The sequence below is a fragment of the Binatus sp. (SeqCode) genome, from assembly GCF_050013435.1.
Lineage (GTDB): Bacteria > Desulfobacterota > Binatia > Binatales > Binataceae > Binatus.
Map to the genome: position 1 here is coordinate 26,434 of NZ_JBEKFG010000007.1, position 24,922 is coordinate 51,355.

Genomic DNA, 24,922 nt, shown 5'->3' on the forward strand with positions numbered 1-24,922 from the left:
GGCAGCAGCCATCGCCCGCTTCTGCTAGAATCGCCGCCGTGGATTCGCTCGACGAATATATCCCGCGGCCGGGCCTCGCCGTCCCGATCGTCACGATTCTCGACGCCCGCGGCCGCATCCTCGAAGACCAGCAGCGCGCTGTCGTTCGCTACGCGCTCCAGGACGGCGCCGGCGCCGACATAATCTTTGCCGCAGGGACCACCGGCGAATGGGATCGCATCGACAATCCGCGCCGCCAGGCGGTCGCGCGAATCGCCGTCGAAGAATGCCGCCGTGCGCGCGCGTCGGCCGCCAAGAAGATCGAAGCATGGGCCGGCATCACCGCGCATACGCGAAGCGACACGCTCGACAATCTCAGCCACGCGCTTCACGCCGGCGCCGACGCGGTGGTAGTCGCGCCGCTCTCGATCAAGGACGTCGAGCATCCCGCGGAATTCGTCGAGCGCGACATCGGCGCGGTGTTCGACCGCGCGGGCCGGATGCTTCCGCTGTTCCTCTACGACAACGCCGGCATCGCCGCGCCCGGCAAATCGCCCCATTTGCACACCCGCGACGTCAAGGCGATGAGCCGGCTGCCGTACGTGCGCGGAATAAAAGTTACCGCCAGCAAGACCGTCATCGGCAACTACACTCGCGCCGCGTCGCACTTCAAGGCGGGTCACGAATTCGCGATCTACGCCGGCAACCCATACCTCATCTTCGATTTGTTCGCCCCGCCCGAAGGCGTGGGCGATCGCATGCGCCACTACTGGAACCGATACCTGACTCAGCGCACCCGTCCCTACGGCGTCGTCGCCGGCGCGGCCAATGCGATGCCGCGCGAATGGCAGCGCGCGTGGCAGGTCTGCCGCTCGGGCGACGTCGAATTGATGCGCTTGTATTCTGACGTGCTGGACGAATTTCGCATCGCATGCACTTTTAAGCGCGACGCCAAGGCCTGGCGCCCGACGATCGCATCGCTTAAGGCTTCGCTAAAGGAAATCGGCGTCATCGAGAGCGACGCGGTCGGCGCGGGAACGCCGCCGCTGAGCGACAGCGAGCGCCGCGAATTCTCCGCACGCTTCGCCGCAATCCGCGCGCGCGCCGCCGAGATGCTGGAACGCGGGTGGGTCAGCGAATACGATTCGGGGAATCGCGCCGGCGCAAAGAAAATCGGTTGAGAGCAATGGCTGAAGAAAAACTCGATGTCGTCGGATGCGGGAGCATGGTCGTTGACCTGTTCTATCGCACCCCGCGGATAATCCGCGCCGACGAAAAAATCCTGCTCCGCGCGCATACCGCCAGCGCCGCCATCGAACGCACGCAGGTCGGCGGCCTCGTGCTCAACCATCTCGGATGGGGCCGAATCCTGGGCCTCAAAACCGGCATCTTCGGCAAGATGGGCGACGACCGCAACGGCGAGTTTCTCCGCGACGGGATGGATCGCCTCGGCATTCGCCATCACCTGACCTTCGACGGCACCGCCAGCGCCTTCGCGACCATCTTCGTGGACGCCAACGGCGATCGCGCTATCTACATGGCGCGCGGCGCGACCGGCGAGCTCACCCCCGCCGAGGTCCGCAGCCGCCACGGCGCATTCATCCGCCGCGCCAATCTTGTTTCGACCGAGATTTCGCAGCTCCCAATTCGCACCGTGCTCGCAATCCTGCTCTTCGCGCGAACCCATTCGATTCCCACCGTGCTCGACGTCGACGTGCCGCCCTCCGACGCCATCGGAACGCTCGGCACGCGCGCCGAACTCGAACGCGCGTTGAAACTCGCGACTTATCTCAAGCCCGCCAAAGCCGCCGCACGTGAAATCGTCGCGGGCAACGGCCGCGATCCGTTGAAGATGGCCGAAGCAATTCGCGCCCGCTACGGAAATCGCGCGGTCATAATCACCGAGGGCGACAAAGGATGCTCGATCGCCGCGCGCGACACCTCGGTTCGCGTGGCCGCCTTCAAGGTCAAGCAGATCGATTCAACTGGCGCCGGCGACGCGTTCCTCGCCGGCGTCTTCGCCGGCCTTCGGCTCGGGATGCCGTGGGACAGGATCGGGCGGCTCGCCAATGCCGCCGGAGCGGTCGCGGTCACGCGCCTCGGCGCGTTTCCGGCTGGATTCGACGTGCGCGAGGAAGTTCTCGACTTGTATGGCGAGGCGATCGCGCTCCCCACGCCGCGCCTCGATAGCGAGCCGCGCAAGGCGGCTGTCGGCGACTCGACCAGCGAAAGCGAAGTGGCGAAATTTTTCGACCTCGCCCTGGCGGAACTTGCCGCGATGCGCGGTGGATTGAACATCGCCGCCATCTCGCGCACCGTCGAGATAATTCGCACCGCGCTCGGCCGCGGCGGCCGCGTCCACGTCACCGGCGTCGGCAAGCCCGAGCACGTCGCACGCTACGCGGCCAGCCTGTTCTGCTCGGTCGGCACGCCCACCACGTTCCTGCACGCGACCGAGACCCTGCACGGCAGCCTCGGACAGGTGCATCCGCGCGACATCGTCATCGCGATTTCAAACAGCGGCAACACCGACGAATTGCTCTCCACCGCCACCGCCATTCACGAACAGGGCACGCAGTTGATCGCGATCACCGGCAACAAGGATTCCGCCCTCGCCCAACTCGCCGACCTCGTCATCCACGTCCCCGTCCCCAACGAAGGCGGCGGGCTGGGACTCGCGCCGCGCATCAGCGTGCTCGGCGAAGTCTTTGTGCTCGCAGGCTTGTCGGTCGCACTGGAACTCGCCCACGGCCTGACCGTCGAGGAATACTCGCGATGGCATCGCGCGGGCGCAATCGGCGAAGCCGCCCGCCGCCTGGCCGAGACGCGCACTTCCCGCCGCCGCGCCTAAGCAGGGCCGATCTCGGATACCAAAACCTGCTCGCGACCTTCTCGTGTCATTCTAGAGCGGAGTCTGCGAAGCGAAGAATCCCGGATCCGGGTTCCTTCGCTGCGCTCAGGATGACACAAAAAAAGTTCTAACAGGGCGAAGCCCGCATCTTCTCTTCTCTTATCACCGGGTGCAGGGGTCACCCCTGCCGCGCGACAACGGAGCGCGGCCTTAACGGTGGGTGCAGGGGTCAGCCCCTGCCAGGGGTCAGCCCTGCCCCTGCGTCATCTCCCCTGGAACTTCGGCGAGCGCTTTTGCTGAAAGGCCGCGATGCCTTCCTTGTAGTCGGCGGTGCGTGCTGCCGCGCCCTGCGCCTGAGCCTCGCATTTCAGCACCGCGAACAGGCCCATCGCCTCTTCGTCGATCCTGCGGATCAGATGCTTCGATTGCATGAACGCCGCGGTCGGACCAAGCGCCACCTGCGCCGCAACTTTCCGGGTCTCCGCGACGAGCGAATCCTTCGCGATACTGCGGTTGACCAGTCCGAGATGAGCCGCTTCGGCGCCCGATAGCAATCTTCCCGTGTAGATGAGTTCGAGTGCGCGATGGGTTCCCAGGCGCGAGACGAAGAACGAATGGCCGCCCGAGTCCAGCACTGCGCCGATACGCGCCAGCGGCGAGCCGATTTGCGCGTCGTCGGCGACATAGACCACGTCGCATGCGAGCGCCAGCCCCAGCCCAACTCCCACGCACGCGCCGTGAACCGCGGCAAAGGTAGGGGCCGGGAAGGCGACGATTCGCTTGATCAGTGGATTAACCGTGTTCTCGATTATCGCTTCGGCATCTTCGATACCCGGGTCGGCATCCGCCAGGTCCCGTCCCACCGAGAACGCCGGCCCTTCGCCGCGGATCATCATCGCCCGCACGCCGTGCGACGCCGCGCGCTCGATGCATGCGTTGAGTTCCGACGCCATCGCGTCGTTGAACGCGTTGCGCTTGTCGGGCCGGTTGAGAACAATCTCCGCAAGACCGCTCTCGACCGACAAATCGACGCTCATATTCGCCGTCGGCTGACAAGCATCACAATCAGGATGATCAAAATAACTCCGCCGATCCCGATTCCACCTGCGGGTCCGTAGGCGTAATAACCGCCGCCACCGCCAAACAGCAACAACAGGATTAGTATCAGCAGCAATGGTGACATGGGGGGCCTCCTCGCGGGGCTGGCGGTCGCCGCCGTCAACCCCTTCAATATCAAGTTCGGGAATCGCGGGAAACCGGATGCCCCATCGCTCGCCCGTCGAAGCCACGCCGCCCGCGGAGAGCGTTTTCCAGCGACCCGCTGCGGGCTATGATATTACCAACCTGGATGCATTTGCCGGGGGCGGCGTGAATTCACCTCTAGCTCTACTCAAAAGCGACTCTCTGAACCGGCGCGAACTGACGTTCAAGGCGCTTGCCGGCCTGGTTGGCGGCGCGATCGGATGGCTCCCGGTCGAGCTGGCCTCGCACAATTCTCATCTCGGCCAGGTGCAGACCACCGGCGAGATGCTCGCGTACTACATCTCGGCGGCGTTTGCTGCCGGCGCGATCGGCGCGTTCATCACGGCCGTGGATACATCCGACGTTCGCCTGACGCCGGAGTCCAAGCGCCGTTTCATTCGCGGCTTCGCGATATGCGCGCTGCTCTCGCTGGTCTCCACTTACTTCGGAAATTACGTGTTCAACCTGGTTCTCGTGGCAGGCGGCGTCGGCTTCAGCCCAAATGGCGAGCTGGTTTCGGGCTCGATCGTAACTCTCGTCATCGCCAGACTCCTGGGATGGGCAATCGACGGAGCGCTGGTGGGCGCCGGCGTTGGACTGGCGACGCTCACGATGGAAAACGTTCCCAAGGGAGCGCTGGGCGGACTGGTGGGCGGAGCAGTCGGTGGAATCGGCTTCGATTTGATCGGCGCGATCGCCGGCGGCGGGCTGGCATCGCGGTTCTTTGGCGAAGCGGTCACCGGCCTTGCGATCGGACTGTTCATCGGGCTCGTGCAAGAGCTGACCAAGGCAGCGTGGGTCACGGTCGAGCACGGCCGGCTGCGCGGACGCCAGTACCGGATTGAAGGCGCGCGCGCGTCGATCGGCCGCGCTGAGGAAAATCCGGTCGGCCTGTTCGGCGACCCAGTCGTGCAGATGCGGCACGCCGTAATCGAACGGCGCGGCGCCGACTACGTGATCAGAAATCTCGCAGTCCAGGACGGCACCTTCGTCAATGGCAAGCGAATCGAAAGCGTTGACCTGCGCGACGGCGATCGAATCGGCATTGGCAGCTACGAAATGGTGTTCCATCTGCGCGGCACGTCGGCGCCGGCCCGCCAGCAGCCGTCGCTCACCGTCGACACGGTGAATCCCGCGCACGTCGCTACGCGCCTGGCCGGAGCAAACGCGAAGCTCGAGGGACCAAGCCTGATCGACGCGTCGGGGCAGCCCTACCCCGTCCGCTCCGGCACGGTTACCCGCATCGGGCGCGCGCTCGACAATGACATCGTAGCCGGCCATTCCTCGGTCTCACGCCATCACGCGAGTATCGAAAATTCCGACGGCGTGTTCGCGGTGAGAGACCTCAACAGCCAGAACGGAACGTTCGTCGGCAACCGGCGCGTGACCGAGCCAACCCGCGTGAGCGACGGCGACACCGTACGGTTCGGCGACGCGCAGTTTACCTTCCGTGGCTGAAGCGGAGTTCGAGAAGCCGAGGTTTTGCTCGCGATGCGGTCAGCCGATCGTCGTCGCCGACGCGAGTTTCTGCAAATCGTGTGGTGCGCCGGTCACTCGTTTCCCGCTGCTGCGACGGGATCGCGGGTACAGCCCGATGCTGGCGCTCGTGCTAAGCATCGTTCCGGGCGTCGGCCAGATTTATCGGGGCAAGCCGTTGCGGGGGATCTTGTGGTTTTTTGGCGTATCGTTGGCGTACGGTGCGGGACCGCCGCTCGGCATCCTGATTCATCTCATATGCGCCGCCAATGCGGCCTTCTCCGATGCGCTTCGCGAAGGCATGCCGGTGCGATAAACATGGAGTCCCACCGGGGCGCCACAAGCTTGAAGCGATGCTTAGATTCCGATTGAACGCATGATTGCGCCCAACACCATCGTCGGCGGCCGGTACCGCGTGATGAAGCCGCTGGGCGGGGGCGGGATGAAACTCGTCTATCTCGCCGAGGACTTGCGGCTTGCGGCGCGGCCGTGTGCGCTGGCCGAGATGGTCGATAGTTTCACCAGCCCGGACACGCAGAAACAGGCGGTGGCGGCTTTTCAGCGCGAGGCCGACATGCTCGCGCAACTCAGCAACGAACATATCCCGCGCGTGTTCGATCGCTTCAGCGACCAGAACCATCACTATCTCGTCATGGAGTTCATCGACGGGATCACGCTGGAACAGAAACTCAAAGACGCCGGCGGCAAGCTTCCCGAGGACGCCGTCATCGATGTGGCGCTGCAAATTCTCGACACGCTCGAGTACCTGCACAACCTGGAACCGCCGGTGATCTATCGCGACTTGAAACCGTCGAACGTGATGCTGACGCCGTCGGGGCAAGCCAAGCTGATCGACTTCGGCATCGCGCGCCTGTTCCAGCCGCTGAGCAACGCGACGATGATTGGTACGCAGGGCTACGCGCCGCCCGAGCAATATCGCGGCAAGGTCGAGTTCCGCTCGGACCTGTACGCGCTCGGCGCCACGATGCATCATGCGCTGTCGGGCCGCGACCCCGCGCTCGAGCCGCCTTTCAGCTTTCCACCGTTGCGCCCGCTATGCCCTGGAATTACTCCCGCGCTTGCCGACCTGGTCGATCAGGCGCTCAAGTACGACGTGGTCTTGCGGATGGCCGACGCCGCGGAATTCAAGCAGAGGCTCACCGCGATCAAGTCGGGCGGCGCGCCGGCGACGACGGCGCAGCGCAATTCGTCAACCGGGCCGGCGCCACGCCCACAACTCAAACTGCCGCTCGGCGGGGTCAGGTCCGCACAGCAGCACGCGTCGGCGCCGACGATGCTGACCGACCAGATCGATACGCAATGTCCGCGATGCGGCCGAAATATCCCGGTGGATTCCAACTACTGCTCATTCTGCGCCGCCGACGTGACGGGACGATTATCGGCGCCGGAGCGCGGCGCGCACGAGGCGCGGACGATCGTGCTCGACGACGTTGCTGCGCCGGGGGAATTTCCGGGTCCGATCTTTCATGAGCGCCGTCGCCGGCGGCATCCCGCGCGCACGCTGGCGCTGGTCGTCGGCGGATGCTTTCTCATCGGATACCTGATGTTCCATTCGTCGCAACCGCAGCCTTCCGACGGCGACACGGGACCCGGCTTCGGCGCGGTTCCGGAGGTGCCCAATGGCGGCGCTCCCGGTCCGGCCGAACCTGTCCATACCGACCCGCGGGAAATCGCGCTGCGCCGCGCGCTCAACGCGCAGGGCTATGCGTCGGTGCATTTCGGGATGGAGGGCGAGACGATCGTCCTGTGGGGTACGGTGCCCACGGAAGCCGATCGTCTCATGGTGCAGACGCAGGTTTTCCTGGTCGCGCGAGTTTTCTCGATCGAGGACCATCTCCAGGTGCGCGACACGTTCGCCGCGCCGTAGCATCCATCTGATGATCGCTGATCTGCACGTCCACACCCGGCTTTCGTCCGACTCCAACGTCGCGCCGGAGCAGTATCTCGAATTTGCGAATAGCTCGGGCCGCGGACTCGGCGCGATTTGCTTCACCGAGCATCGCCTGTTTCCCAGCGATCACCAAGTTGGCCGGCTATACGCGGAACTCGCGGAGCAATTTCAAATTGCCATCTTCAAAGGGATCGAAGCCGACACCGACCTCGGCCATCTGTTGCTGTTCGGCGTCACCGATGAAGTGATGCGCCGATTCGATCTGACCGCGCGGATGCTCAAGAGCGACAGCCTGATCGAAGTGCTGCATCACGAAGGCGGCGTCGCAATTCCAGCGCATCCGTTTCGCGACTCCGGTTACGGCTCGCGCCTGGACGCATTGCTCGGCCGCCATGGCGCGGCGCTTGGCGCGATCGAAGTGCTCAACGGCCAGAACTCGATCGAGGAGAATCGGCGCGCGCAGGACGCCGCGCTCAAGCTCGGACTGACGGCGGTTGGCGGCAGCGACGCTCATTTCGCGACCGCAAAATGGTTCATGACGATCGCGACCGAGTTCGAACGCGACCTGCACACGGTGGAGCAACTGTGCGCCGAGATCCGCGCCGGACGTGCTCGCCCCTATGTCTTCCCGGGTTCGGACTGAGCCGCGGTCCGCGCGGCGCCGGCGGGTTCCACGCTTTCCAACTCGTGCGTGAATTGCCGGAGGTCTTGCGGGCGCCCTGCCGCAATCAGCTCGTCGCCTTCTTTCAGCGGGCGATCGGGCGTAATCGGCGCGAATCCGCCGTCCGGATTGCTCGCATCCTGAACCGCGAGAACCGTGACGCTGAATCGCGCGCGCGGATCGAGTTGACGCACCGTTTTCCCCGCGGCGTTGGCCGACACCGCGAGCCGCGTCACCCGGTAACCGGTCGCCCAGTAGATATTCGGGTCGCGCGTCGCAAGCGTCGAGAGAGAAACCGTCACACGGTTGAGCGCTTGTGCGATATGCTGGCTGGTGACCAGCCCGAGAAAGTGCCGCGTGTTGTGCTCGACGACCAGAATCTCGTCGAGGCCGTCGTGCTCCATCAACTGGCTCGCCTCGTCGAGGTTCGCATTGAGTGACACGGTAGGACCATGCGCATTGCAGATGTCGAATGCGTTGACGAGAGGACCGAGCTCCTGTCCTCCGCTGAGCACGGACAACAAATCGCGGACCACGATTGTCCCCGCGAGCGCGCCTTCGCTGTTGACCACCGGCAGGGTGGATTGCGCCGTCTCGCCCGCGATGCGCAGCACCTCCAACAGCGAAGTGTTCTCCGTCACCACCGTCACGTTCTTGGTTACGACGGCGCTGACTGGTATGAGCGCCAGCGCCAGGCGCTCGCGGCCTATTTGCAGCGTCTTGCCCGCGCGCGCCAGGCGGAACTCGTCGATCGATTCGGTTTCGATCGCACGCGCCACGACCAGCGCCGTGATCGTCGCGATCATCGCAGGCAATGCGATCGCGTCGCTGTGCGTCATCTCCCAGAGCAGGAACAGCGCCGTCAGCGGTGCGTGCGTGGTACCGGCCAGAAACGCAGCGAGCCCCACCAGCGCGTACGATCCGCGCGGCCCCGTAAGGTGCGGAATCAGCATCGCCGACACGCGCTGGAACAAGCCGCCCGCCATCGTGCCGATGAAAAACGTCGGGCCGAAGCATCCTCCCGGCGCGCCGCATCCGAGCGACACGCTGCTGGCGAAAAACTTCGCGCAGGTCAGCGCCGCCAGCATTCCGATCCCGAACTCACCCGCCATCGCGCTGTTGATTACCGGATATCCGTCGGACAAGTTTTGCGGAAGCCAAATCGCAATCACCCCGACCACTGCAAGTCCCGCTTCGAGCTTGACCCAAACCGGCAGCTTCAGCCTGCGAAACCATGCGTCGGTTGCGTTGAAAAACCGGATGTAACCTGCCGCGAGCGCGCCGAGCGCCGCGCCCATCAGCGCATACGTCGCCATCTCCCAGTAGCTGCGCAGCACGAATTCAGGCGCGAGGAAGACCGTCGCGTTGCCCAGGATCGCTCGCGAGGTGATCACCGCGCTGAAGGTGGCGATGATCAGCAATGTGAGGTTGGCGATTTCAGTGTGGCCGAGCAGCACGATTTCCTGCGCGAACATCAGGCCGCCGATCGGCGCGTTGAACGTCGTCGCGATACCGGCGCCCGCTCCAGCCGCGACCAGCACTTTCGCGCGATCGGGCGACAACTTCCTCAGCTGCGCGATAGTCGATCCGATCGCGCCTCCGACCTGGGCGATCGGACCTTCGCGGCCGACCGAGGCGCCTGCTCCCAATGAAAGCGCGGCGCCCGCCGCTTTGACGAAGATCCAGCGGCGCTTGAGTCTCGCGGTGCCGAGGTTGACCATCTCCAGGAAATTCGGAAAACCGTAACCGAGCACGTCTCCGGGAAAAATCCGGTCAAGCAGCAGTATTGCCACGCCGCCGCTCAGCAGGATCAACGGGATCAGTGCGCGATGCGGTCCGCCGAGCCCGATTCCAAGCGCGTACCACTCCAGCCCGCGAAACAGCCACGAAAAGAGTTCGATCAATTTGCGAAAGCCGAGATTCCCAAGCGCCGCGAGCACCCCCACCGTCACGGCAAGAATAATCAGCTGAACGTATTCGAACTGATCGCTGCGCAGCGAAAGCGAAGGCCGTCGCATCAGCAAGACCGCCGGGTGGACGCGCTATCCGCCACGAGTCGCCGCTACACGCCGAGGAACCGGTGCGTGACTGCCAGGAATTCGTCGAGGCGATCGTGATGCACCCAGTGGCCGGCCTTGTCGATCGTCACCGATTCCGCGTGCTTGAAGGCCTGGATGCGCCCGTCCTTGACCCAATCGCCCGCCCACGATTCCGTGCCGCGAATCAGCAGCGTCGGGCAGGTGATGCGGCCCCAGATTTCGCGCGCGTCGCGATTGTTGAACATGTAGGGCGAGGTGGCGTGAACGTAGTTGTCGAACTTCCAGGAATAAGTGCCGTTCTCGTTGCGCTGAATTCCCCAAATCGTGAGATGGCGCGCCTGTTCGCGGCTCAGGTGCGGATTGGCCTCGATCATGCGCGCGAGAGCTTCCTCGATCGATGGATACTCGCGCGCCTTGCGCCGCGCCAGCGTTTGCATCTGGCCGATCCAGTTATTCATCCGATCGTAGGCCGGCGAGTCCTTGATCATTCCGGGCGGCGGACCCATCCCCTCGATCGAAACCACGCGCTTGACCGCGGCGGGATGCGTGCCGGTGTATTGCAAAACGATTCCGCCGCCGAGCGAGTGGCCGATAAGCGTCGCCGGCTCGCCGCCCACCGCGCTCATCAGCTGTGCGAGATCGAGCACGTAGTCGATCATCGCATAGCCGCTGCCCACCGCCCAGTCGGAGTCGCCGTGGCCGCGAAGGTCGGGCGCGATAATGTGAAAGTGCCCGCGCAGATCGAGCGCGACCCAATCCCAGTTGCGGCAATGGTCGCGGCCGCCATGCACCAGCACCAGCAGCGGCTTGTCGGGATTGCCCCAATCGACGTAGTGCAGTTTCAGCCGCTGCGAATAAAAATAATGCGAAGTCGGCCCGATGATGCTATCGGCCATGTGCCCGTCTCTCCACGAAGCTTGACGTGTTGCGCCAAACGCTACAGGTTAGGCTGAATCTCGTCGAGTGCCGCGCGCGCCGTGCGAACGATCAACTCGATTTCGGCGTCACCGATGATGAACGGCGGCGTGATCATCATCGCGTCGCCACCCGCCTTTCCCGCCATCCCGGTCGCCGGATAAAAGAACATCCCGCGTCGAACCGACGCGCCGAGCACGCGATTGGTCACTTTTTTTTCGGGCGCAAAAGGCATCCGCGTCGCCTTGTCCTGCACCAGTTCGATTCCCCAGAACATCCCGGCGCCGCGGATGTCGCCGACCATTGGATGCCCCGACAGTTCCTCCTTCAAACTGGAACCGAGCCGCGCGCCCACTTCTGCCGAGCGCTCCACCAGCCGCTCGCGCTCCATGATTGCCAGCACCTCGTCGGCGACCGCGCACGCCACCGGATGCGAGCTGTAGGTGTAGAACATGAAGTCGGCTCTGGCGCGCTCCAGTTCCTCGACCAGCGATTCCTTGACCGCGATCATTCCCATCGGCATGTAACCGCCGGTGAGTCCCTTGCCGCCGATTAGAATGTCCGCCGCGACGTCCCAATGCTCGACGGCGAAGCGCCGTCCGGTGCGGCCGAAGCCCGTCATCACTTCGTCGGCTATCAGCAGCACGTTGTGGCGCGTGCAGATCTCGCGAATTTTCGGCCAGTATTCCTTGACCGGCGGCACCGCGCCGCCGCTCGAGCCCATCATTGGCTCGGCGATAAACGCGGCTATCGAGTCGGCGCCGTGCTTGAGGATCTCTTTTTCAAGCGCCGTCGCGCAGTCGATCTCGCATGATGGATAGGTTTTGCCCCACGGGCACCGGTAGCAGTAGCTCGGATCGATCTTCGGCCAGTCCAACAAAATGTCTTCGTAGTCCGCGCGCCGCCCGCTCCCGCCTGCCGACAACGCCGCGATGGTGTTGCCGTGATAGGAGAAGCGCCGCCCGATGATCTTGTTCTTCGATCGTTGGCCGCGAGCGCGGTGGTAGAGAATCGCGAACTTCAGCGCCGCCTCGACCGACTCCGATCCGCCGCTGGTAAAGAAAAACCGCGTCATCCCCGCCGGAGTCCACCGCGAGAGCCGCTCGACCAGCCGCTCGCGCTGGCGCGAGGTCCAGACCGGCACGATGTAATCGAGGCTGGCGATCGTGCGCGCGGCGACCTCGGCGATTTCGCGGCGCCCTTGCCCGATGTTCACCACCACGGCGCCACCGCCCGCGTCCAGGATCTTGTGGCCGTCGGAGGTGTAGAGCCATGGACCTTCGGCGCGCTCGATACAAAGTGGATCGTGCGGGCCGCGCATGAACATCGGAGGTGGCTGTGGCATAGCCGAATCTTAACCGTGATTCGAGGCCGCGGGCAACGCACGTCCTTTCCAGCCAAATATGAATCGATTCATATTTTCTTGACAAAACTCCCGATAAGCAGCTAAAGAAATAATGAATGAATTCACCTTTCACCTTGCGCAAGCCGCCTGGACTCCGTAGCCGGCAGAAGCAGGCGCGCGAGCAGTGCATCATCAAGGCTGCGGAGCGGTTGTTCGCCAGGAAGGGTTACGCTGAGGTTGCGATGGAAGACATCGCCCGGCGCGCGGGACTCGCGGTCGGCACAATCTACAACTACTTCCCGTCCAAATCCGCCCTGCTGCTCGCAATCGTCAGGCGTGAAACGGAATCGATGCTCGCGCGCGGGCGGAAGATCCTGGAGGACCCGCCGCGCGATCCGCTGGCGGCGGTGTCCGCGTTCACGGGGATTTTTCTCGACGACATCACGCGTGACGACCGACGGCTGTGGCGCGAATTGTTCGGCGCTGCGATTGCGGAGCCGTCCACCGTGGGACAGCGCCTGTTCGAAGCCGATGTGCAACTCGTGTTGCAGCTCTCGTCGCTGCTCGAGCGATACCGCCGCGACGGGACTCTCGCCTCCGACCTTGAACCGTTGCCCGCAGCGACGGTGCTGTACGGCGTCTGCTTCACCTGGCTCACCGCCTACCTGATGAACGACGCGATCAGTGCCGAGATGGCGGGCGACGAAATCCGCCGCGGCATCGCGATAGCGATGCGGGGTTTCTATCCCCGCGTAGACGGAATCTCAATTACTACAGGAGGACACGCACCATGATCGAGATTATCGAAGGCTTGCCCGACAATGTAGTGGGACTCCTGGCCACGGGAGAGGTGACAAAGAAGGACTACCTTGAGGTGGTGATACCGGCAATAGAAAAGTCGCTGAAGCGAAATGCCAAGCTGCGGCTTTACTACGATCTGGGTTCCCAGTTCACCGGATTCGATTTCGGCGCCGAATGGGAAGATTTCAAACTCGGAATCGAGCATCTTTCCCGTTGGGAACGGGCGGCCGTCGTGACCGACGTCGCCTGGATCAGGCATCTGGTCGGCGCTTTTCGCTTTCTGATGCCCGGAAAGATGAGAATCTTCACGACCGCCCAGGCATCAGAGGCCCGCAAATGGATCGTCGCGGCGTGAGCGGGAGCCATCCATGAAAATCTTCGGGGATCCTTTCTTCTGGGCACTGGTCAGCATGTTCGCATTGGCAGGCGCCGCGGCCGGGGTGGGCAGCACCAGGCTGGGGAAATTTAGATCACTGGGATTGCTAACCGTGGGAATGTTCACCTTGGGGCGAGTGGTGCTGGTCCTGCCCGCGGTAACTCAGCCGAGGCTCGCGGCGGGTGACTGGAGCTGGGTCGTCGGAGGCGTGATCTTTGCCGCAGGAATGGTTTTCGCGCTTCCTGCGTTCGCGATCAGGCCGTTCACAGGGCCCGAGGCTGGGGTGAGCCTGAGGACCGGAGGATTTTACCGGATCGTCAGGAATCCCCTCTATCTTTCAGATGTGTTGTGGTGCCTCGGTTTGGCAGTGATGTTCCGCTCGGAGATCGGCATCGCTCTGGTTCCCGTGTGGTGGGCGGGTCTGTGGCTGCTGACGATAATCGAGGAGGAGAGCCTCGAGCGGAAACTCGGCCAGCCGTACATCGAGTACCGGCGACGAGTCCGTGGACGTATCCTCCCCGGCCTGCCGCTATGATCGCGCCGAGTCCGAATCCGCGCGGAAATGAGGCGGACCGCGCCTGACACTGAACAGATTGCGGCATTGCGGCGATTGCCGGCGTCGCCAATCTCGCCGCGCGACGGCGCCCTACTTGATTGCGCCCGCCTCGCGCCAGCGGTCGATCTCGTCCTGGGCGTAACCAAGCGCGCCCAGGATTTCGTCGGTATGCTGCCCGAGTTGCGGCGCCAGCGACCTTATCGATCCCGGCGTATCCGAGAACTTCACCGACACGCCCACCTGCTTGATCTTCTGGCCGCCGGGGCCCTCGACCTCGACGATCATCTCGCGCGCGAGCACCTGCGGGTCGCTGGGCACCTCGTCGAGCGTGAGCATCCTGCCCGCGCAGATGTCGTTCCTGGTGAGAATCGCGAACCATTCATCGCGCGTTTTGGTTTTGAATGTTTCGGTGAACACCCGGGCTATTTCCGCTCGTTTGCTGGAATCAAACTCATGCGCAATAAAATCTTCCCGGCCGATTGCGCGGCACAGGTTGGCGAAAAACCACGGCTCGATCGCCGCGATCGTAATGTATTTCCCGTCCTTCGTCAGATAGACGTTGTAGTTGGGAATCCCGCCGTCAAATATCGTCTCGCCGCGCTGCGGCAGTTTCCCGCCCGCGAAAAATGCCGAGAACGCCTGCGCCAGGATCGCCAGGCTGCCGTCCATCATCGAGATATCGACATACTGTCCCCGTCCGGTTTGACTGCGCGCGACCAGCGCCGCCAGCACTCCGATCGCACCATGCATCCCGCCACCGGCGTAGTCCGCGATCAGGTTGTGCGGAATTGTCGGCGGCTGGCCGGGCCGTCCCAGTAGGGACAGCACGCCGGCGGTCCCGATGTAGTTGATATCGTGGCCGACCAGATCGCGATACGGCCCGTTCTGCCCGAAGCCGGTGATCGCGCAATAGATCAGCCGCGGGTTGCGCGGCGAGAGTTGCTCGTAATCGATCCCCAGCCGCTTGGCGACGCCCGGCCGGTATTCCTCGACGATAACGTCGGCGCGCTCGGCGAGGCGAAAATAGATTTCCTTGCCCGCGCCGCTCTTGAGATTGATCCCGATCGACTGCTTGTTGCGCCCCAGCGCGTTGTACGGCGAGCTGCTGAAGCTGCTTACCGGCCCCTGCGTGCCGGCGGCGCCGGCTTGATCCGCGCGTCTTCCGGTGGGAGGCCCCGGCTCCTCGATCTTGATCACTTCAGCGCCGAGATCCGCCAGGATCATCGTGCAAAACGGACCCGGCGCGAGCTTGGTCAGGTCCAGTACCTTGATTCCGTCCAGTGGTGCGGTCATCGTGGCGCCGCGCTATTGGGACGGGATTATCCGATGCGAAAACACTCCGGACCTGGGCAGCGCGTCCGGATCGTTTTCGGAACCGTCGGGGACCTGCGGCGGATTCGCCTGATCGTTGTCGGCGGCACTTTGCTGGTCCGTCTGATTGTCGCCGGCGTTCTGATTCTCGTCGGCGTTCTGATTGTCGTCGGCGCTATCGTTTGAATTGCTGTCGCTGTCGTTAGTGGAAGTGCCGAGGTTCGGTTGATCGTCCTGGGCGACCACCACGCCCGGCGGCGCTGCATGCGCCTGGCGGGTTATCGGCGCGGGATTGCTGGGCGCGCGATTCGAAGCGCACGCCATCGGCGGCGCCACCATCAGAAAGAACGCGGCGGTCAGGCTGATTTTCGGGATCATGCTAATCTCCCATCGATTCCGATCCACGCGCGGCCTCATTTTGATCAACGCACCGCGTCGTTGCGCACCACCCGATTATAGAACCGCGGCGCGCACCCGCGCCATTCTCTCCGCCAGCGACTTGAGCCCCCGCACCATGTGAACGCCGTACCAATGCAGGTCGCGCCCACTGACTGTCAGCAGGCGGCGGCTGAGCGCGGGCGGAAGCAGCGTCTTCAACTCGGCGACGTCGGATTCGTCGAATTCGTACGGCTCGTCGGGAAGTATCACGATATCGGGGCGGCGCTCGACCGCCTCCTCGAGCGTCGTCATCGGATACCGCTCGCCCGCCGACGCAAAGATGTTGTTATAGCCGAGCATCCGCAGCACGTCATGCGCATAGGTGTCGGCGTTGAATGACATCCACGGCTTCTTCCATATCGGGCAGAAAACCCGCAGCCGCAGTTTGCTCCATACTCCGAGCGTCGCCTCGATTCCGCTCACGCTGAGCGTGATCTCCTTGGCCAGCGCGGCGGCCGCCGCCTCGCGGCCGAGCGCCCGGCCCATCCGCATGATCGATTCGACCGCGCCCGGCACCGTGCGCGGATAAGTCGTGAACACCGGGATTCCCGCCGCGCGCAACCGCTCCACATCCTCGCGCCGATTCTCCTCGGCGTTGGCGATCACCAGCTCGGGCGCGAGCTTCACGATTGCGTCGATGTCGGGGTTCTTGGTCCCGCCGACTTTTGGAATCGACGCAACCGCCGCCACCGGCGCGACGCAGAATTTCGTGACGCCCACGACTTCGGAATCGAACCCCAGCGCGAACAATGTCTCCGTCCAGCTGGGCACCAACGATACGATTCGCGACGGCGGGCGCTCGAGCTCGACGCGAAAGCCCATGTCGTCCGCTATTTGCATCGAGGCCGCCATCGAATTGTTCGTCACTTGGCCTTGCGTTTGAGAATCGCGTCCAGCGCGCTGCGATCGCCTGGCGTCAGTTGCTCCGAACCGCCGCCCGCGCCCGCATTGGATTTCGCGCTCGCCGCCACCGAATCATCCGCGTTGCCATTCGGCTGCGCAGCGGCGGGCGGACTTGCTTCTCTCATCGGTTGCGGCTGTTCGGGCGGCCGATATGCAATGTAATGGACGGCTGACGGGATGAACGTTCGTTTCGCCAGAAATCCCAAAATCAGCGCCCCAAGCGCGGCCAGCACCAGGATTCCCGGCCGCCGCCGCATCGTCTTCCTTCTCGCCGGCCGTCTCGCACCTGCGCGCTTTCGCGCCGGCCCCGCTCGTAATGAATCCGCCACCTGGTTCCCCTCCGCTGCGAGCACCGCCAGAAATGCTACCGCACAGGCTCGCCTAATAGAACCACACGGCCCCGTCGAGCGATCAGCCGTCGCGATGCCGCGCGCGATCGGGCCGAGCCGCCATCGCCCAAAAGCCGCGCGGCGCATCGAGATGCTCGATGCGCCGCGCGTCGACTGCATGTGACTTACTTTTCGATCAGCCCTGCGCCGAGCCGGCCGGCTTGATCACCGTGTACAGCGTCGCACCGCCGCGTTGAACCAGCAGCAGCGCGGGCTTCTTCTGGGTCTGCGCTTCTTTTGCCTTGGCGACGAAATCCGCAAGCGCGGCGATCTTCTCGTGATTCACTTCCATCACCACGTCGCCCGCCTGAAGACCTGCCTCCGCCGATGGGCTGTCCGGCGCCACCTTCTGAATCACCACACCCTTGGTGCTCTCGAGATGGAACTGCTGCGCGATCTCGGGCGTGATGTCCCCGACTTGCATCCCCCAGTTGCCGCCCGGCTCCTCGGACTTGGCCGACGCCACCTGCGGCTCCTTGCGCTCGCCAATCGTAACCTCGAGGCTGACGTGCTTGCCGTTGCGCACCACCTCGACCGGCACCTTCTGGTTGATGGGTGTCTGCGCGACCAGCGCGGGCAGCTCATGCTCGTCGTTGACCGGATGGCCGTTGAAACTGAGCACGATATCGCCGCGTTCGATTCCCGCCTTGCCCGCAGGCCCGTCCTTGTCCGCGCTGGCAACCAGTGCGCCCTCGGGCTTGGGCAATCCGAACGATTGCGCCAGGTCCGGCGTCACTTCCTGAATTTCCACGCCCAGCCATCCGCGGACCACGCGCCCGTGCGCCTTCAACTGATCCATCACGTTGCGCGCCATGTCGATCGGGATGGCGAAGCCGATACCGTTGTTGGCGCCGGTACGGCTGTAGATTGCGGTGTTGATTCCGATGACCTCGCCGCGCGTATTGATCAACGGGCCGCCTGAGTTGCCGGGATTAATCGACGCGTCCGTCTGAATGAAATCGTCATAGTCGCCGCCGAGGATTCGTCCCTTGGCGCTGACGATTCCCGCCGTCACTGTCATCCCGACGTCAAACGGGTTGCCGATTGCGATTACCCAGTCACCGACCTCCGTCGAATTTGAATCTCCGAGCGTCGCGACCGGCAACGCGTCCTTCGTATCGATTTTGATAAGCCCGAGATCGGTCTTCGCGTCCTTGCCGATCACCTTCGCCGTGAACTCGCGCTTGTCCTCCAGCGTAACGTGAATTTCGTCGGCGTTACCAACCACGTGATTGTTGGTCAGGATGTAGCCGTCGGCCGACACGATCACGCCCGATCCCAGCCCACGCTGTTTGAATTCGCGTTGACCGCCCTGGCCGAAGTAGCGGCGCAACTGGTCGAACGGATCGCCAGGCTGCATGCCCCCCCCGCCTCCTTGATCACCACCGCCGCCACCGCCGCCGTTCTCTTCATCGCCGCCATTGTCGTCGCCGGGCCCACCCGGCGCCATTCCAAACGGCATTCCCGAAACTTTCACATCCTGAACCACCCTGACGCTCACCACCGCCGGTATCATTCGCTTCACCAGCGGCGCGAACGAGGAGATTACTCCGACCTTTTCGGTCGGCTCAGGCGCATTCGGCGGCGCCGGGGCCACATGTACCCCGGGCACCGGGGGCGCCGGCAGGGGCTCCGCCGGCGCTGCCTGCGCTTGCTGCGCAGGTGGCGGCGCGGGAGCATTCGAGTCGGAACCCCAGAAAGGGAACGCGCCGACGCGCGCAAAGGCTATAATCAGGCCGATAAAAACGCCGCCGGCCACGGCGGCGATCTTCTTAACCATGCAATCCTCCTGGAATGCAGCGAAACTCTTGCGTCATGCGGCAGGACAAGTACCGGACCATGTAAACTATCGGACGATAAATTTCGGCCGAAATTCAGGCACCCGCCTGACCGTCTGCCGTCCACGCTGCCCGGTCGAGGCCCTTACCAACCGATCTATCAAATCAAATTCGCGAGGATAATAAAACGCCCCCCGATCGGCCGCCCGCCGCTTGCGGAGGCATGAAGGAAGAATCACCTGCGCGGTGTGCGGTCGCGGCGGCGACGGCGCAGTGAGAATCGCGAGATACGCGGCAACCGCGTCTCTCGCTCTCGCGCAAGAAACCGAGAGAAACGGGCGCGGCTTCGCGACTTAGCGATTAACAGCGGGTGCAGGGCTCAGCCCCGCGATCAGCCACGCCCCTTCCGTCATCCCGAGCGAAGCCGAGGGACCCGGATCCTTTTCTCTGCCTCGCCCGGTCGGGAGGTCTGACAGACACACGGCCGACGCGAGTCACCGGGCACCTCGCCCAGGCTCGCGACGGGTCTCGCATCAAGAATGCTCGCGCCGGGAGCGGAAAACCCATGCCAGAGCGCGATTTTGCGATGTGGGGGGCGCAATTGTGATCGGAATTGGGATCACGCGGGGTCGTTAGGCGCGGGGTGCGTTTCCTACCGATTTCGACTACCGGCCCAGCGCGTTGCGATAGTGCTGCACAGCAACCGGCCCCCACTGCTGAATAGGCTCGCCGTTGCGTTGACCCTGTTTTGGACCCGCGTTAACGAATCGGTAAACCAAAGGCAACGAAGATTCTGTCTCGACCTTGATCGGAGTCATTTCGGTTATTTTCTTCGCCTCGCTCGCGATCAGAACCAGTGCAGGCTTGATCGCCCCGCACAAGGCGTTTATCGGATAGTGCGAGTTGCACCTGCACACGAACTCAGTGTAACCCACGCGTTTTCCTTTGGGTCTTTGGGGTTCGAGATAACACTTGGCGAGGTTCGTGAACGCCACCTCGTCAAATCCGAGTTTGCAATATCCGAGAAGACGCTCGAAGTTTCGCCAGACTGTGAATTTAGCCCATTCCCGATACGCCGCCGTGTAGGTTCTCCGAACCGCATCTAGGTAACGCCCGTTAGATCTGGCGGACGGCTCCTCGACCAACCAGTTCCTGACTTCCTGCTCAAGATCGTTTCCTATCGCTTGAAAAAGCTTCGCGGGGTTGTGGATGGCCCCCACCAGTAGGACCCGGCCTATTGCGTATCGTTTGCCTATGTATCCCGGCCAGCGTCTAATTCTGGCGGCATAGGCAGGATTTGATGAATTGGAGGGAATGCCCCCGTCACAACAACTGAGAAGATCGGGCGGCGCTTGGAGCACCTCGCGTGCGTACTTTAACCATTTTTCGTCTGCATGCATGCCGTTCCCAATTTAGCTTTGCGGAGCAGGGAGTTCGTCCCCAACGCGCCTTGCCGCGTGCAAAACATCACCAACGCCTTAACTTTCGATAGTCCGCGGCGTTGCGCTGGGCCTCTTCGCGCCCGAACCTTTCGATCCCAACCGAAGAGCGCGAATGCAGCCCGCGCCTCTGAGCCTATTTCGAGCACACTGCACCGCTAATGCGCTCGCCCACCTTAGCAACCCGCCGCCATCCGAAAAGGTCCCGCGCCCCCTCTTTCATCCCGAGCGAAGCCGAGGGACCCCGGATCTTTTTCTTTGCGTCGCCCTGTCGGTAGAGGCAAAGAAGGAACCGGGATTCTTCGCTTCGCTCTAGAATGACACAAAAGACAGACACGACGCCGAAAGCCTCCCTCTAAGAATTCCCAACAGGGCGAAGCCCGCATCTTCTCTCCTTTCACTGGGCGCAGGGGTCACCCCCCGGCCGCGGCACGTCTCTCGCTCTCGTGCCATGAGCCTGAGAGCTAAGGCGCGGCTTCGCGACTTAGCGATTAACAGTGGGTGCAGGGCTCAGCCCTGCCCAAGGAGGTGCGGAACCCACGGTGGGTTCCGCAAATCAGAACGTGAAGGTTATCGGGCTAGAGCCCGCGATCAGCCACGCGAGCCATAGCGTTTCGAAAATCGCGATCAGCGTCAGATTGTGCGACGCGCTGTAGGCCGACGCCGCGAATATTTCGATCATCACGAAATTCAGCACGATGATCGGCAGGATCAGCATCAGGAAAAACGGCAGCAGTCCCAGGCTCACGCCGACCGCCATCAAAACCACGATCAGGATGCGGCCGAGCGCGGCCCAGACCGTCGAAATCGCCAGCCCGCCCCGTCGCACCAGCAACTCGAAGCCCATCCAGAACGGAAACGACAGCACGCTCGCCATCGCCATGACCATCAGCCGCTCGGGCGATAGCGACAGGTGATGGAACGCCATTGTCATCGCCACCTGGCACACGTAGGCCAGCGCGAAACCCAGTGCCGCGGCGAATATTGCGGCGCCGGCCCCGTCGCGGATGCGGTACCAATCAAGCCAGTGCGACAGCGCGAGCACGCCCACCATGATCAGACCTGCGACCCCGAACCATGAGAGCTGGGCGTCGCCGACCACCACCGGCACAAATGACGCCGGGTCGGCCGCCGCCAGCGGCATCGCCGCAATCAGCGCGCCGCCCAGGATCAGCAGTCCAATCCATCCGCTGGGTCCGGGCCGCTCGTTGCCCCAATGCGCCACCATCGAGCCGCAGGCTCTGCCCATCGGCACCAGCAGAATCACGAAGAACAACAGCGCCAATCCGGTGGCCCCCAGCCGCGCATCTGCAACTTCGATCGCTCCAGTTCTGGTGATTCCAAACGTGCTGTCGAGCCATCTCACGATCGTGGCGGCGGCCTCCGCCGAATAGACGATCGTTATGTGATCGAGCCCCGGCATTCGGATCGCTTCGACCGCGTTGCCCTGGGCGAAATCGCCGTAGGTCTTGCCGAGCTCGATTTGCGCCACGTCCGCCATGCGCGCCGCCAGCGCAGGCGACGTATCCTGGATCATGTCCGGATCGCGCTCGGCAAAAATAAACAGCGCATCCTTCGGACGTTCCGGACCGAGCTCCCATCCGCCCGAGATCATCACCGCGCCTTTGATATGGGGATCGTGCATCGCGTAGTCGAGCGCCGCGCCCGCGCCCATCGAATGCCCCATCACCACTATTCGCGATCCATCGACAAACTGGCTGGCGCGAAGATAACCGACCGCCTGCCTCACGTCCTCGCGCAGGCTGCCGGAGTCGCCCACGCCGCCGCCGAAAGGATTGGAATTCTCGCCATGCCCGTTAACGTCGATCGCCAGCACCGCGTAACCGTTCTCCGCAAGCCGTCGCGCGAGCACGCTCATCAGCTTGCGATCCGCCATGAAGCCGTGAATCAGCACCACCGCCGGCGGTCGCTGGTCCGCGGGTTTGGGCGGTTGCATGAAAAATGGACGCTCCGGTCCGGGCATGTACAGCGTGGCCGGTTCCTGACCCGGCAACATGATCGGCGTGTGCGACGGGCCGTGGTTTTCCAGCCGTGCCAGCCGCGCGATCGCCAGAATAAATACAACTGCGAGGCCGATTGTGATGATGCGCGAAATTTTCATGGTGAATTAGGCTGCGTCCTCCCGGCCGCCGTCCGCGTTTAGCATTTTGATGTACCAGACGTGCGCGCACGGGTCGATCACCCCGCGCGCCCGTTGGTACTGCATGAAGGAAGAATCACCTGCGCGGTGGGCGGCAGGGGTGACCCCTGCACCCGGTGTTAGGAAGACGCGAAAATCTGCGCAACGCATCTTTTCGCGACTACACGATGGAAGAACGGTTGGCACGGGAGGCCAGTATTAAGAGACCGCGCGCGACAACGGAGCGCGGCCTTAACATCGAGTACAGGGGTCACCCCTGTCGCCCGCCAACGGCGGGCGGCCTTAATACTGGGTGCAGGGGTCACCCCTGCCCGCCGCCACGGGCAGGGCTGAGCCCTGCACCGTGATTTGCGCGCAGCTTGAGCGTGAAATACAAATGAAACGGCGCGCGAGATCGCGGCTCAAATTAGCCCGCGGCGCCACTGGCGTAAAATGAACCGCCGTCGGGTTCAAAAGGCATAACCTCATGGACCAAAAGCACGCAATTGACTTCGAACACGTGACCCGAATCTACAAGCGCGACGAGTTCGAGGTCCGCGCACTCGACGACGTGACCGCGCAGATCGCGACCGGGCGCTTCGTGGCGATCATGGGGCCGTCGGGATCGGGCAAGACCACGATGCTCAACCTGATCGCGGGAATCGATCACGCAACCAGCGGACGAGTCGCCGTCGGCGGCGAGGAAATCACCGGCATGAAGGAGCGCGACCTGGCCGGCTGGCGCGCGCGCCATATCGGGCTGGTGTTCCAGTTCTACAATTTGATTCCGGTGCTGACGGCGTTCGAGAATGTCGAATTGCCCCTCCTGCTGACCCATCTCACCAAGGCCGAGCGGCGCGCGCATGTCGAGACGGCGCTTAAAGTGGTCGGGCTGGCGGACCGGATGGATCATTATCCGCGCCAGTTGTCGGGCGGGCAGGAGCAGCGGGTCGCGATTGCGCGCGCGATCGTCGCCGATCCCACGATCATCGTCGCCGACGAGCCCACCGGCGACCTCGACGCGAAGTCGGCCGAGGAAATCTTGAGCTTACTGGTCGATCTTAATCGCCAGTTCCAGAAAACGATCGTGATGGTCACGCACGACCCGCGCGCCGAGCGTTACGTCGATACCGTTTACCGGCTCGACAAGGGCGTGCTCGCCGGCGTCGAGCCGGGCAAGCGCGGCGCGGCGCCGGACGCGGCGGCGCATGCCTAGAGGCGTGAGCCAGCCATGAAGTACGCGGCGCTGGTGTTAAAAAATTTGTTGCGCAGCAAGCGCCGCACTATTCTGACCGTGGTGTCGATCGCGGTCTCGCTGTTTATCTTCTCGGCGCTGGTCAGCGTCCCGACCGCGGCCAACCAGATCCTCAGCGACACGGCGTCGTCCACCCGGATCGCGACCCACAACAAGGCGGGGCTGGCCTACCCGATTCCGGAGGCCTACAAGCAGCGCATCATGAGCGTCCCGCATGTCGAGGTGGTGCTGGCGGAGAGCTGGTTCGGCGGCGTGTACCATGAAGTTTACGATGAGTTTCCGAACCTGGCGGTCGATCCCGAGCAGGCCGATCTCATGTGGCCCGATTACGGAATCAGCAAGGAGCAGTTCGAGCAGTTCAAGAAGATCCGCACCGCGTGCCTGGTCGGGGGCGATACGATGAAGCGCTTCCATCTGCACCTCGGACAGCAGATCCAGTTGCGCGGGACGCTCTATCCGTTCAACGTGACGCTGAATATTGTGGGCACGTTCAGCGGCAAGGCGCCCCCAAATTTTCTGCTCTTTCGGCGCGACTACCTGGAAGAGGCGGCCGGACGTCCCGGCATGGTCGATAACATCTGGGTCAAGATCGATAAGCCTGAGAATGTGCCGCAGGTAATCGCGGCGATCGATGAAGGCTTCGCCAACTCGTCGGCGGAGACATTGTCGGAGTCGGAGGCGGCGTTTATCGGCAGCTTCATGGACCAGTACCGCACGTTTTTCCGGATGGCGGAGTTGCTGGGATTTATCGTGGTGCTGATGATAGGACTGGTGGCGGCCAACACGGCGGCGATGTCGATTCGCGAGCGGCGCGGCGAGATTGCGGTGATGCGCTCGATCGGATTTCCCTCGCGCACGATTCTGTCGATGCTGCTGGCCGAGTCGATCCTGATAGGCCTGGCCGGCGGGATTATCGGATGCGGCGCGGCGTATATCGTGCTGAAAGTGTTTTCGGTCGGCAATGCGGCAGGCCCGCTCGGCTCGATCCACATGCAGCCGGCGATTGCGACCGAGACCCTGGTCGTGGCCGCGCTGATAGGACTGTTCAGCGCACTCGTGCCTGCCAGTTCGGCGGCGCGGCGCAATATCGTCGATGCGCTAAGGACGGTTGCCTGA

Annotated in this window: 23 protein-coding genes; 11 read left to right on the top strand and 12 right to left on the bottom strand. The window is 63.4% G+C overall.

The window, feature by feature from the left end; genetic code table 11:
- Positions 1–38 precede the first annotated feature (38 nt).
- Together ABSB13_RS02460 and ABSB13_RS02465 are read left to right on the top strand one after the other, a co-directional pair.
- Entirely contained in the window at positions 39–1,160 is a 1,122-nt protein-coding gene (locus tag ABSB13_RS02460) for a dihydrodipicolinate synthase family protein (RefSeq protein WP_428105239.1), read from the top strand.
- Positions 1,161–1,165: 5 nt separating this feature from the next.
- Complete coding sequence (locus ABSB13_RS02465) at positions 1,166–2,830, top strand: PfkB family carbohydrate kinase (RefSeq protein ID WP_428105241.1); 1,665 nt, start codon at positions 1,166–1,168, stop codon at positions 2,828–2,830.
- A gap of 263 nt (positions 2,831–3,093) precedes the next feature.
- Here ABSB13_RS02465 and ABSB13_RS02470 read toward each other — a convergent pair whose 3' ends face one another.
- Together ABSB13_RS02470 and ABSB13_RS02475 are read right to left on the bottom strand one after the other, a co-directional pair.
- On the bottom strand, positions 3,094–3,867 hold the full coding sequence (locus ABSB13_RS02470) for an enoyl-CoA hydratase/isomerase family protein (protein WP_428105242.1): 774 nt from the start codon (positions 3,865–3,867) through the stop codon (positions 3,094–3,096).
- Positions 3,864–4,013 (bottom strand): hypothetical protein, encoded by a 150-nt coding sequence (locus ABSB13_RS02475; protein ID WP_333648915.1) that lies wholly within the window; start codon positions 4,011–4,013, stop codon positions 3,864–3,866. The genes ABSB13_RS02470 and ABSB13_RS02475 overlap by 4 nt, the downstream gene beginning before the upstream one ends.
- 77 nt (positions 4,014–4,090) lie before the next feature.
- On the opposite strand from ABSB13_RS02475, the gene ABSB13_RS02480 reads away from it, so the two are divergent.
- From ABSB13_RS02480 to ABSB13_RS02495, 4 genes are read left to right on the top strand one after another with little or no spacing between them, the layout of a single operon-like run.
- On the top strand, positions 4,091–5,530 hold the full coding sequence (locus ABSB13_RS02480) for an FHA domain-containing protein (protein WP_428105244.1): 1,440 nt from the start codon (positions 4,091–4,093) through the stop codon (positions 5,528–5,530).
- A complete protein-coding gene (locus tag ABSB13_RS02485; protein WP_428105246.1) occupies positions 5,523–5,864 on the top strand; it encodes a hypothetical protein in 342 nt (113 codons plus the stop codon). Before ABSB13_RS02480 ends, ABSB13_RS02485 begins: the two co-directional genes overlap by 8 nt.
- 60 nt (positions 5,865–5,924) lie before the next feature.
- Entirely contained in the window at positions 5,925–7,436 is a 1,512-nt protein-coding gene (locus ABSB13_RS02490) for a serine/threonine-protein kinase (RefSeq protein ID WP_428105248.1), read from the top strand.
- Between the two features lie 10 nt (positions 7,437–7,446).
- On the top strand, positions 7,447–8,103 hold the full coding sequence (locus tag ABSB13_RS02495; RefSeq protein WP_428105250.1) for a PHP-associated domain-containing protein: 657 nt from the start codon (positions 7,447–7,449) through the stop codon (positions 8,101–8,103).
- Here ABSB13_RS02495 and ABSB13_RS02500 read toward each other — a convergent pair.
- Genes ABSB13_RS02500 through ABSB13_RS02510 form a run of 3 tightly spaced genes read right to left on the bottom strand, consistent with a single transcriptional unit; the run spans position 8,079 to position 12,420 of the window.
- Positions 8,079–10,139 carry a chloride channel protein gene (locus ABSB13_RS02500; RefSeq protein ID WP_428105252.1) on the bottom strand — a complete coding sequence of 687 codons (2,061 nt, stop codon included), beginning with the start codon at positions 10,137–10,139 and terminating at the stop codon, positions 8,079–8,081. The genes ABSB13_RS02495 and ABSB13_RS02500 overlap by 25 nt on opposite strands.
- Before the next feature lie 44 nt (positions 10,140–10,183).
- Positions 10,184–11,056 (bottom strand): alpha/beta fold hydrolase, encoded by an 873-nt coding sequence (locus ABSB13_RS02505; protein WP_428105253.1) that lies wholly within the window; start codon positions 11,054–11,056, stop codon positions 10,184–10,186.
- A 41-nt stretch (positions 11,057–11,097) separates the two neighbouring features.
- Positions 11,098–12,420 (bottom strand): aminotransferase family protein, encoded by a 1,323-nt coding sequence (locus tag ABSB13_RS02510; protein WP_428105255.1) that lies wholly within the window; start codon positions 12,418–12,420, stop codon positions 11,098–11,100.
- Between the two features lie 116 nt (positions 12,421–12,536).
- Here ABSB13_RS02510 and ABSB13_RS02515 point away from each other — a divergent pair, with 116 nt between their 5' ends.
- Genes ABSB13_RS02515 through ABSB13_RS02525 form a run of 3 tightly spaced genes read left to right on the top strand, consistent with a single transcriptional unit; the run spans position 12,537 to position 14,132 of the window.
- Positions 12,537–13,214, top strand: a complete 678-nt coding sequence (locus ABSB13_RS02515) for a TetR/AcrR family transcriptional regulator (RefSeq protein WP_428105257.1) — start codon at positions 12,537–12,539, stop codon at positions 13,212–13,214.
- Entirely contained in the window at positions 13,211–13,576 is a 366-nt protein-coding gene (locus ABSB13_RS02520; RefSeq protein ID WP_428105259.1) for a SpoIIAA family protein, read from the top strand. The genes ABSB13_RS02515 and ABSB13_RS02520 overlap by 4 nt, the downstream gene beginning before the upstream one ends.
- A gap of 13 nt (positions 13,577–13,589) precedes the next feature.
- The gene (locus ABSB13_RS02525) at positions 13,590–14,132 is read left to right on the top strand and encodes a methyltransferase family protein (protein WP_428105261.1); all 543 of its coding nucleotides are present in this window, start codon (positions 13,590–13,592) and stop codon (positions 14,130–14,132) included.
- A 111-nt stretch (positions 14,133–14,243) separates the two neighbouring features.
- On the opposite strand, the gene ABSB13_RS02530 is transcribed toward ABSB13_RS02525, so the two are convergent.
- From ABSB13_RS02530 to ABSB13_RS02560, 7 genes are all read right to left on the bottom strand, one after another.
- A complete protein-coding gene (locus ABSB13_RS02530; RefSeq protein WP_428105263.1) occupies positions 14,244–15,446 on the bottom strand; it encodes a CaiB/BaiF CoA transferase family protein in 1,203 nt (400 codons plus the stop codon).
- A 12-nt stretch (positions 15,447–15,458) separates the two neighbouring features.
- Positions 15,459–15,842, bottom strand: a complete 384-nt coding sequence (locus ABSB13_RS02535; RefSeq protein ID WP_428105265.1) for a hypothetical protein — start codon at positions 15,840–15,842, stop codon at positions 15,459–15,461.
- A 75-nt stretch (positions 15,843–15,917) separates the two neighbouring features.
- Positions 15,918–16,769, bottom strand: a complete 852-nt coding sequence (locus tag ABSB13_RS02540; protein WP_428105267.1) for a helical backbone metal receptor — start codon at positions 16,767–16,769, stop codon at positions 15,918–15,920.
- The gene (locus ABSB13_RS02545; RefSeq protein WP_428105269.1) at positions 16,766–17,062 is read right to left on the bottom strand and encodes a hypothetical protein; all 297 of its coding nucleotides are present in this window, start codon (positions 17,060–17,062) and stop codon (positions 16,766–16,768) included. Before ABSB13_RS02545 ends, ABSB13_RS02540 begins: the two co-directional genes overlap by 4 nt.
- A gap of 268 nt (positions 17,063–17,330) precedes the next feature.
- Positions 17,331–18,974: a DegQ family serine endoprotease gene (locus tag ABSB13_RS02550; RefSeq protein ID WP_428105270.1), complete on the bottom strand. Its 1,644-nt coding sequence runs from the start codon at positions 18,972–18,974 to the stop codon at positions 17,331–17,333.
- Positions 18,975–19,637: 663 nt separating this feature from the next.
- On the bottom strand, positions 19,638–20,372 hold the full coding sequence (locus ABSB13_RS02555) for a hypothetical protein (protein ID WP_428105272.1): 735 nt from the start codon (positions 20,370–20,372) through the stop codon (positions 19,638–19,640).
- Between the two features lie 595 nt (positions 20,373–20,967).
- Positions 20,968–22,533, bottom strand: a complete 1,566-nt coding sequence (locus ABSB13_RS02560) for an alpha/beta fold hydrolase (protein WP_428105274.1) — start codon at positions 22,531–22,533, stop codon at positions 20,968–20,970.
- 505 nt (positions 22,534–23,038) lie between these two features.
- Here ABSB13_RS02560 and ABSB13_RS02565 point away from each other — a divergent pair.
- On the top strand, positions 23,039–23,767 hold the full coding sequence (locus ABSB13_RS02565) for an ABC transporter ATP-binding protein (protein ID WP_428105276.1): 729 nt from the start codon (positions 23,039–23,041) through the stop codon (positions 23,765–23,767).
- A 15-nt stretch (positions 23,768–23,782) separates the two neighbouring features.
- Complete coding sequence (locus ABSB13_RS02570) at positions 23,783–24,922, top strand: ABC transporter permease (RefSeq protein ID WP_428105277.1); 1,140 nt, start codon at positions 23,783–23,785, stop codon at positions 24,920–24,922.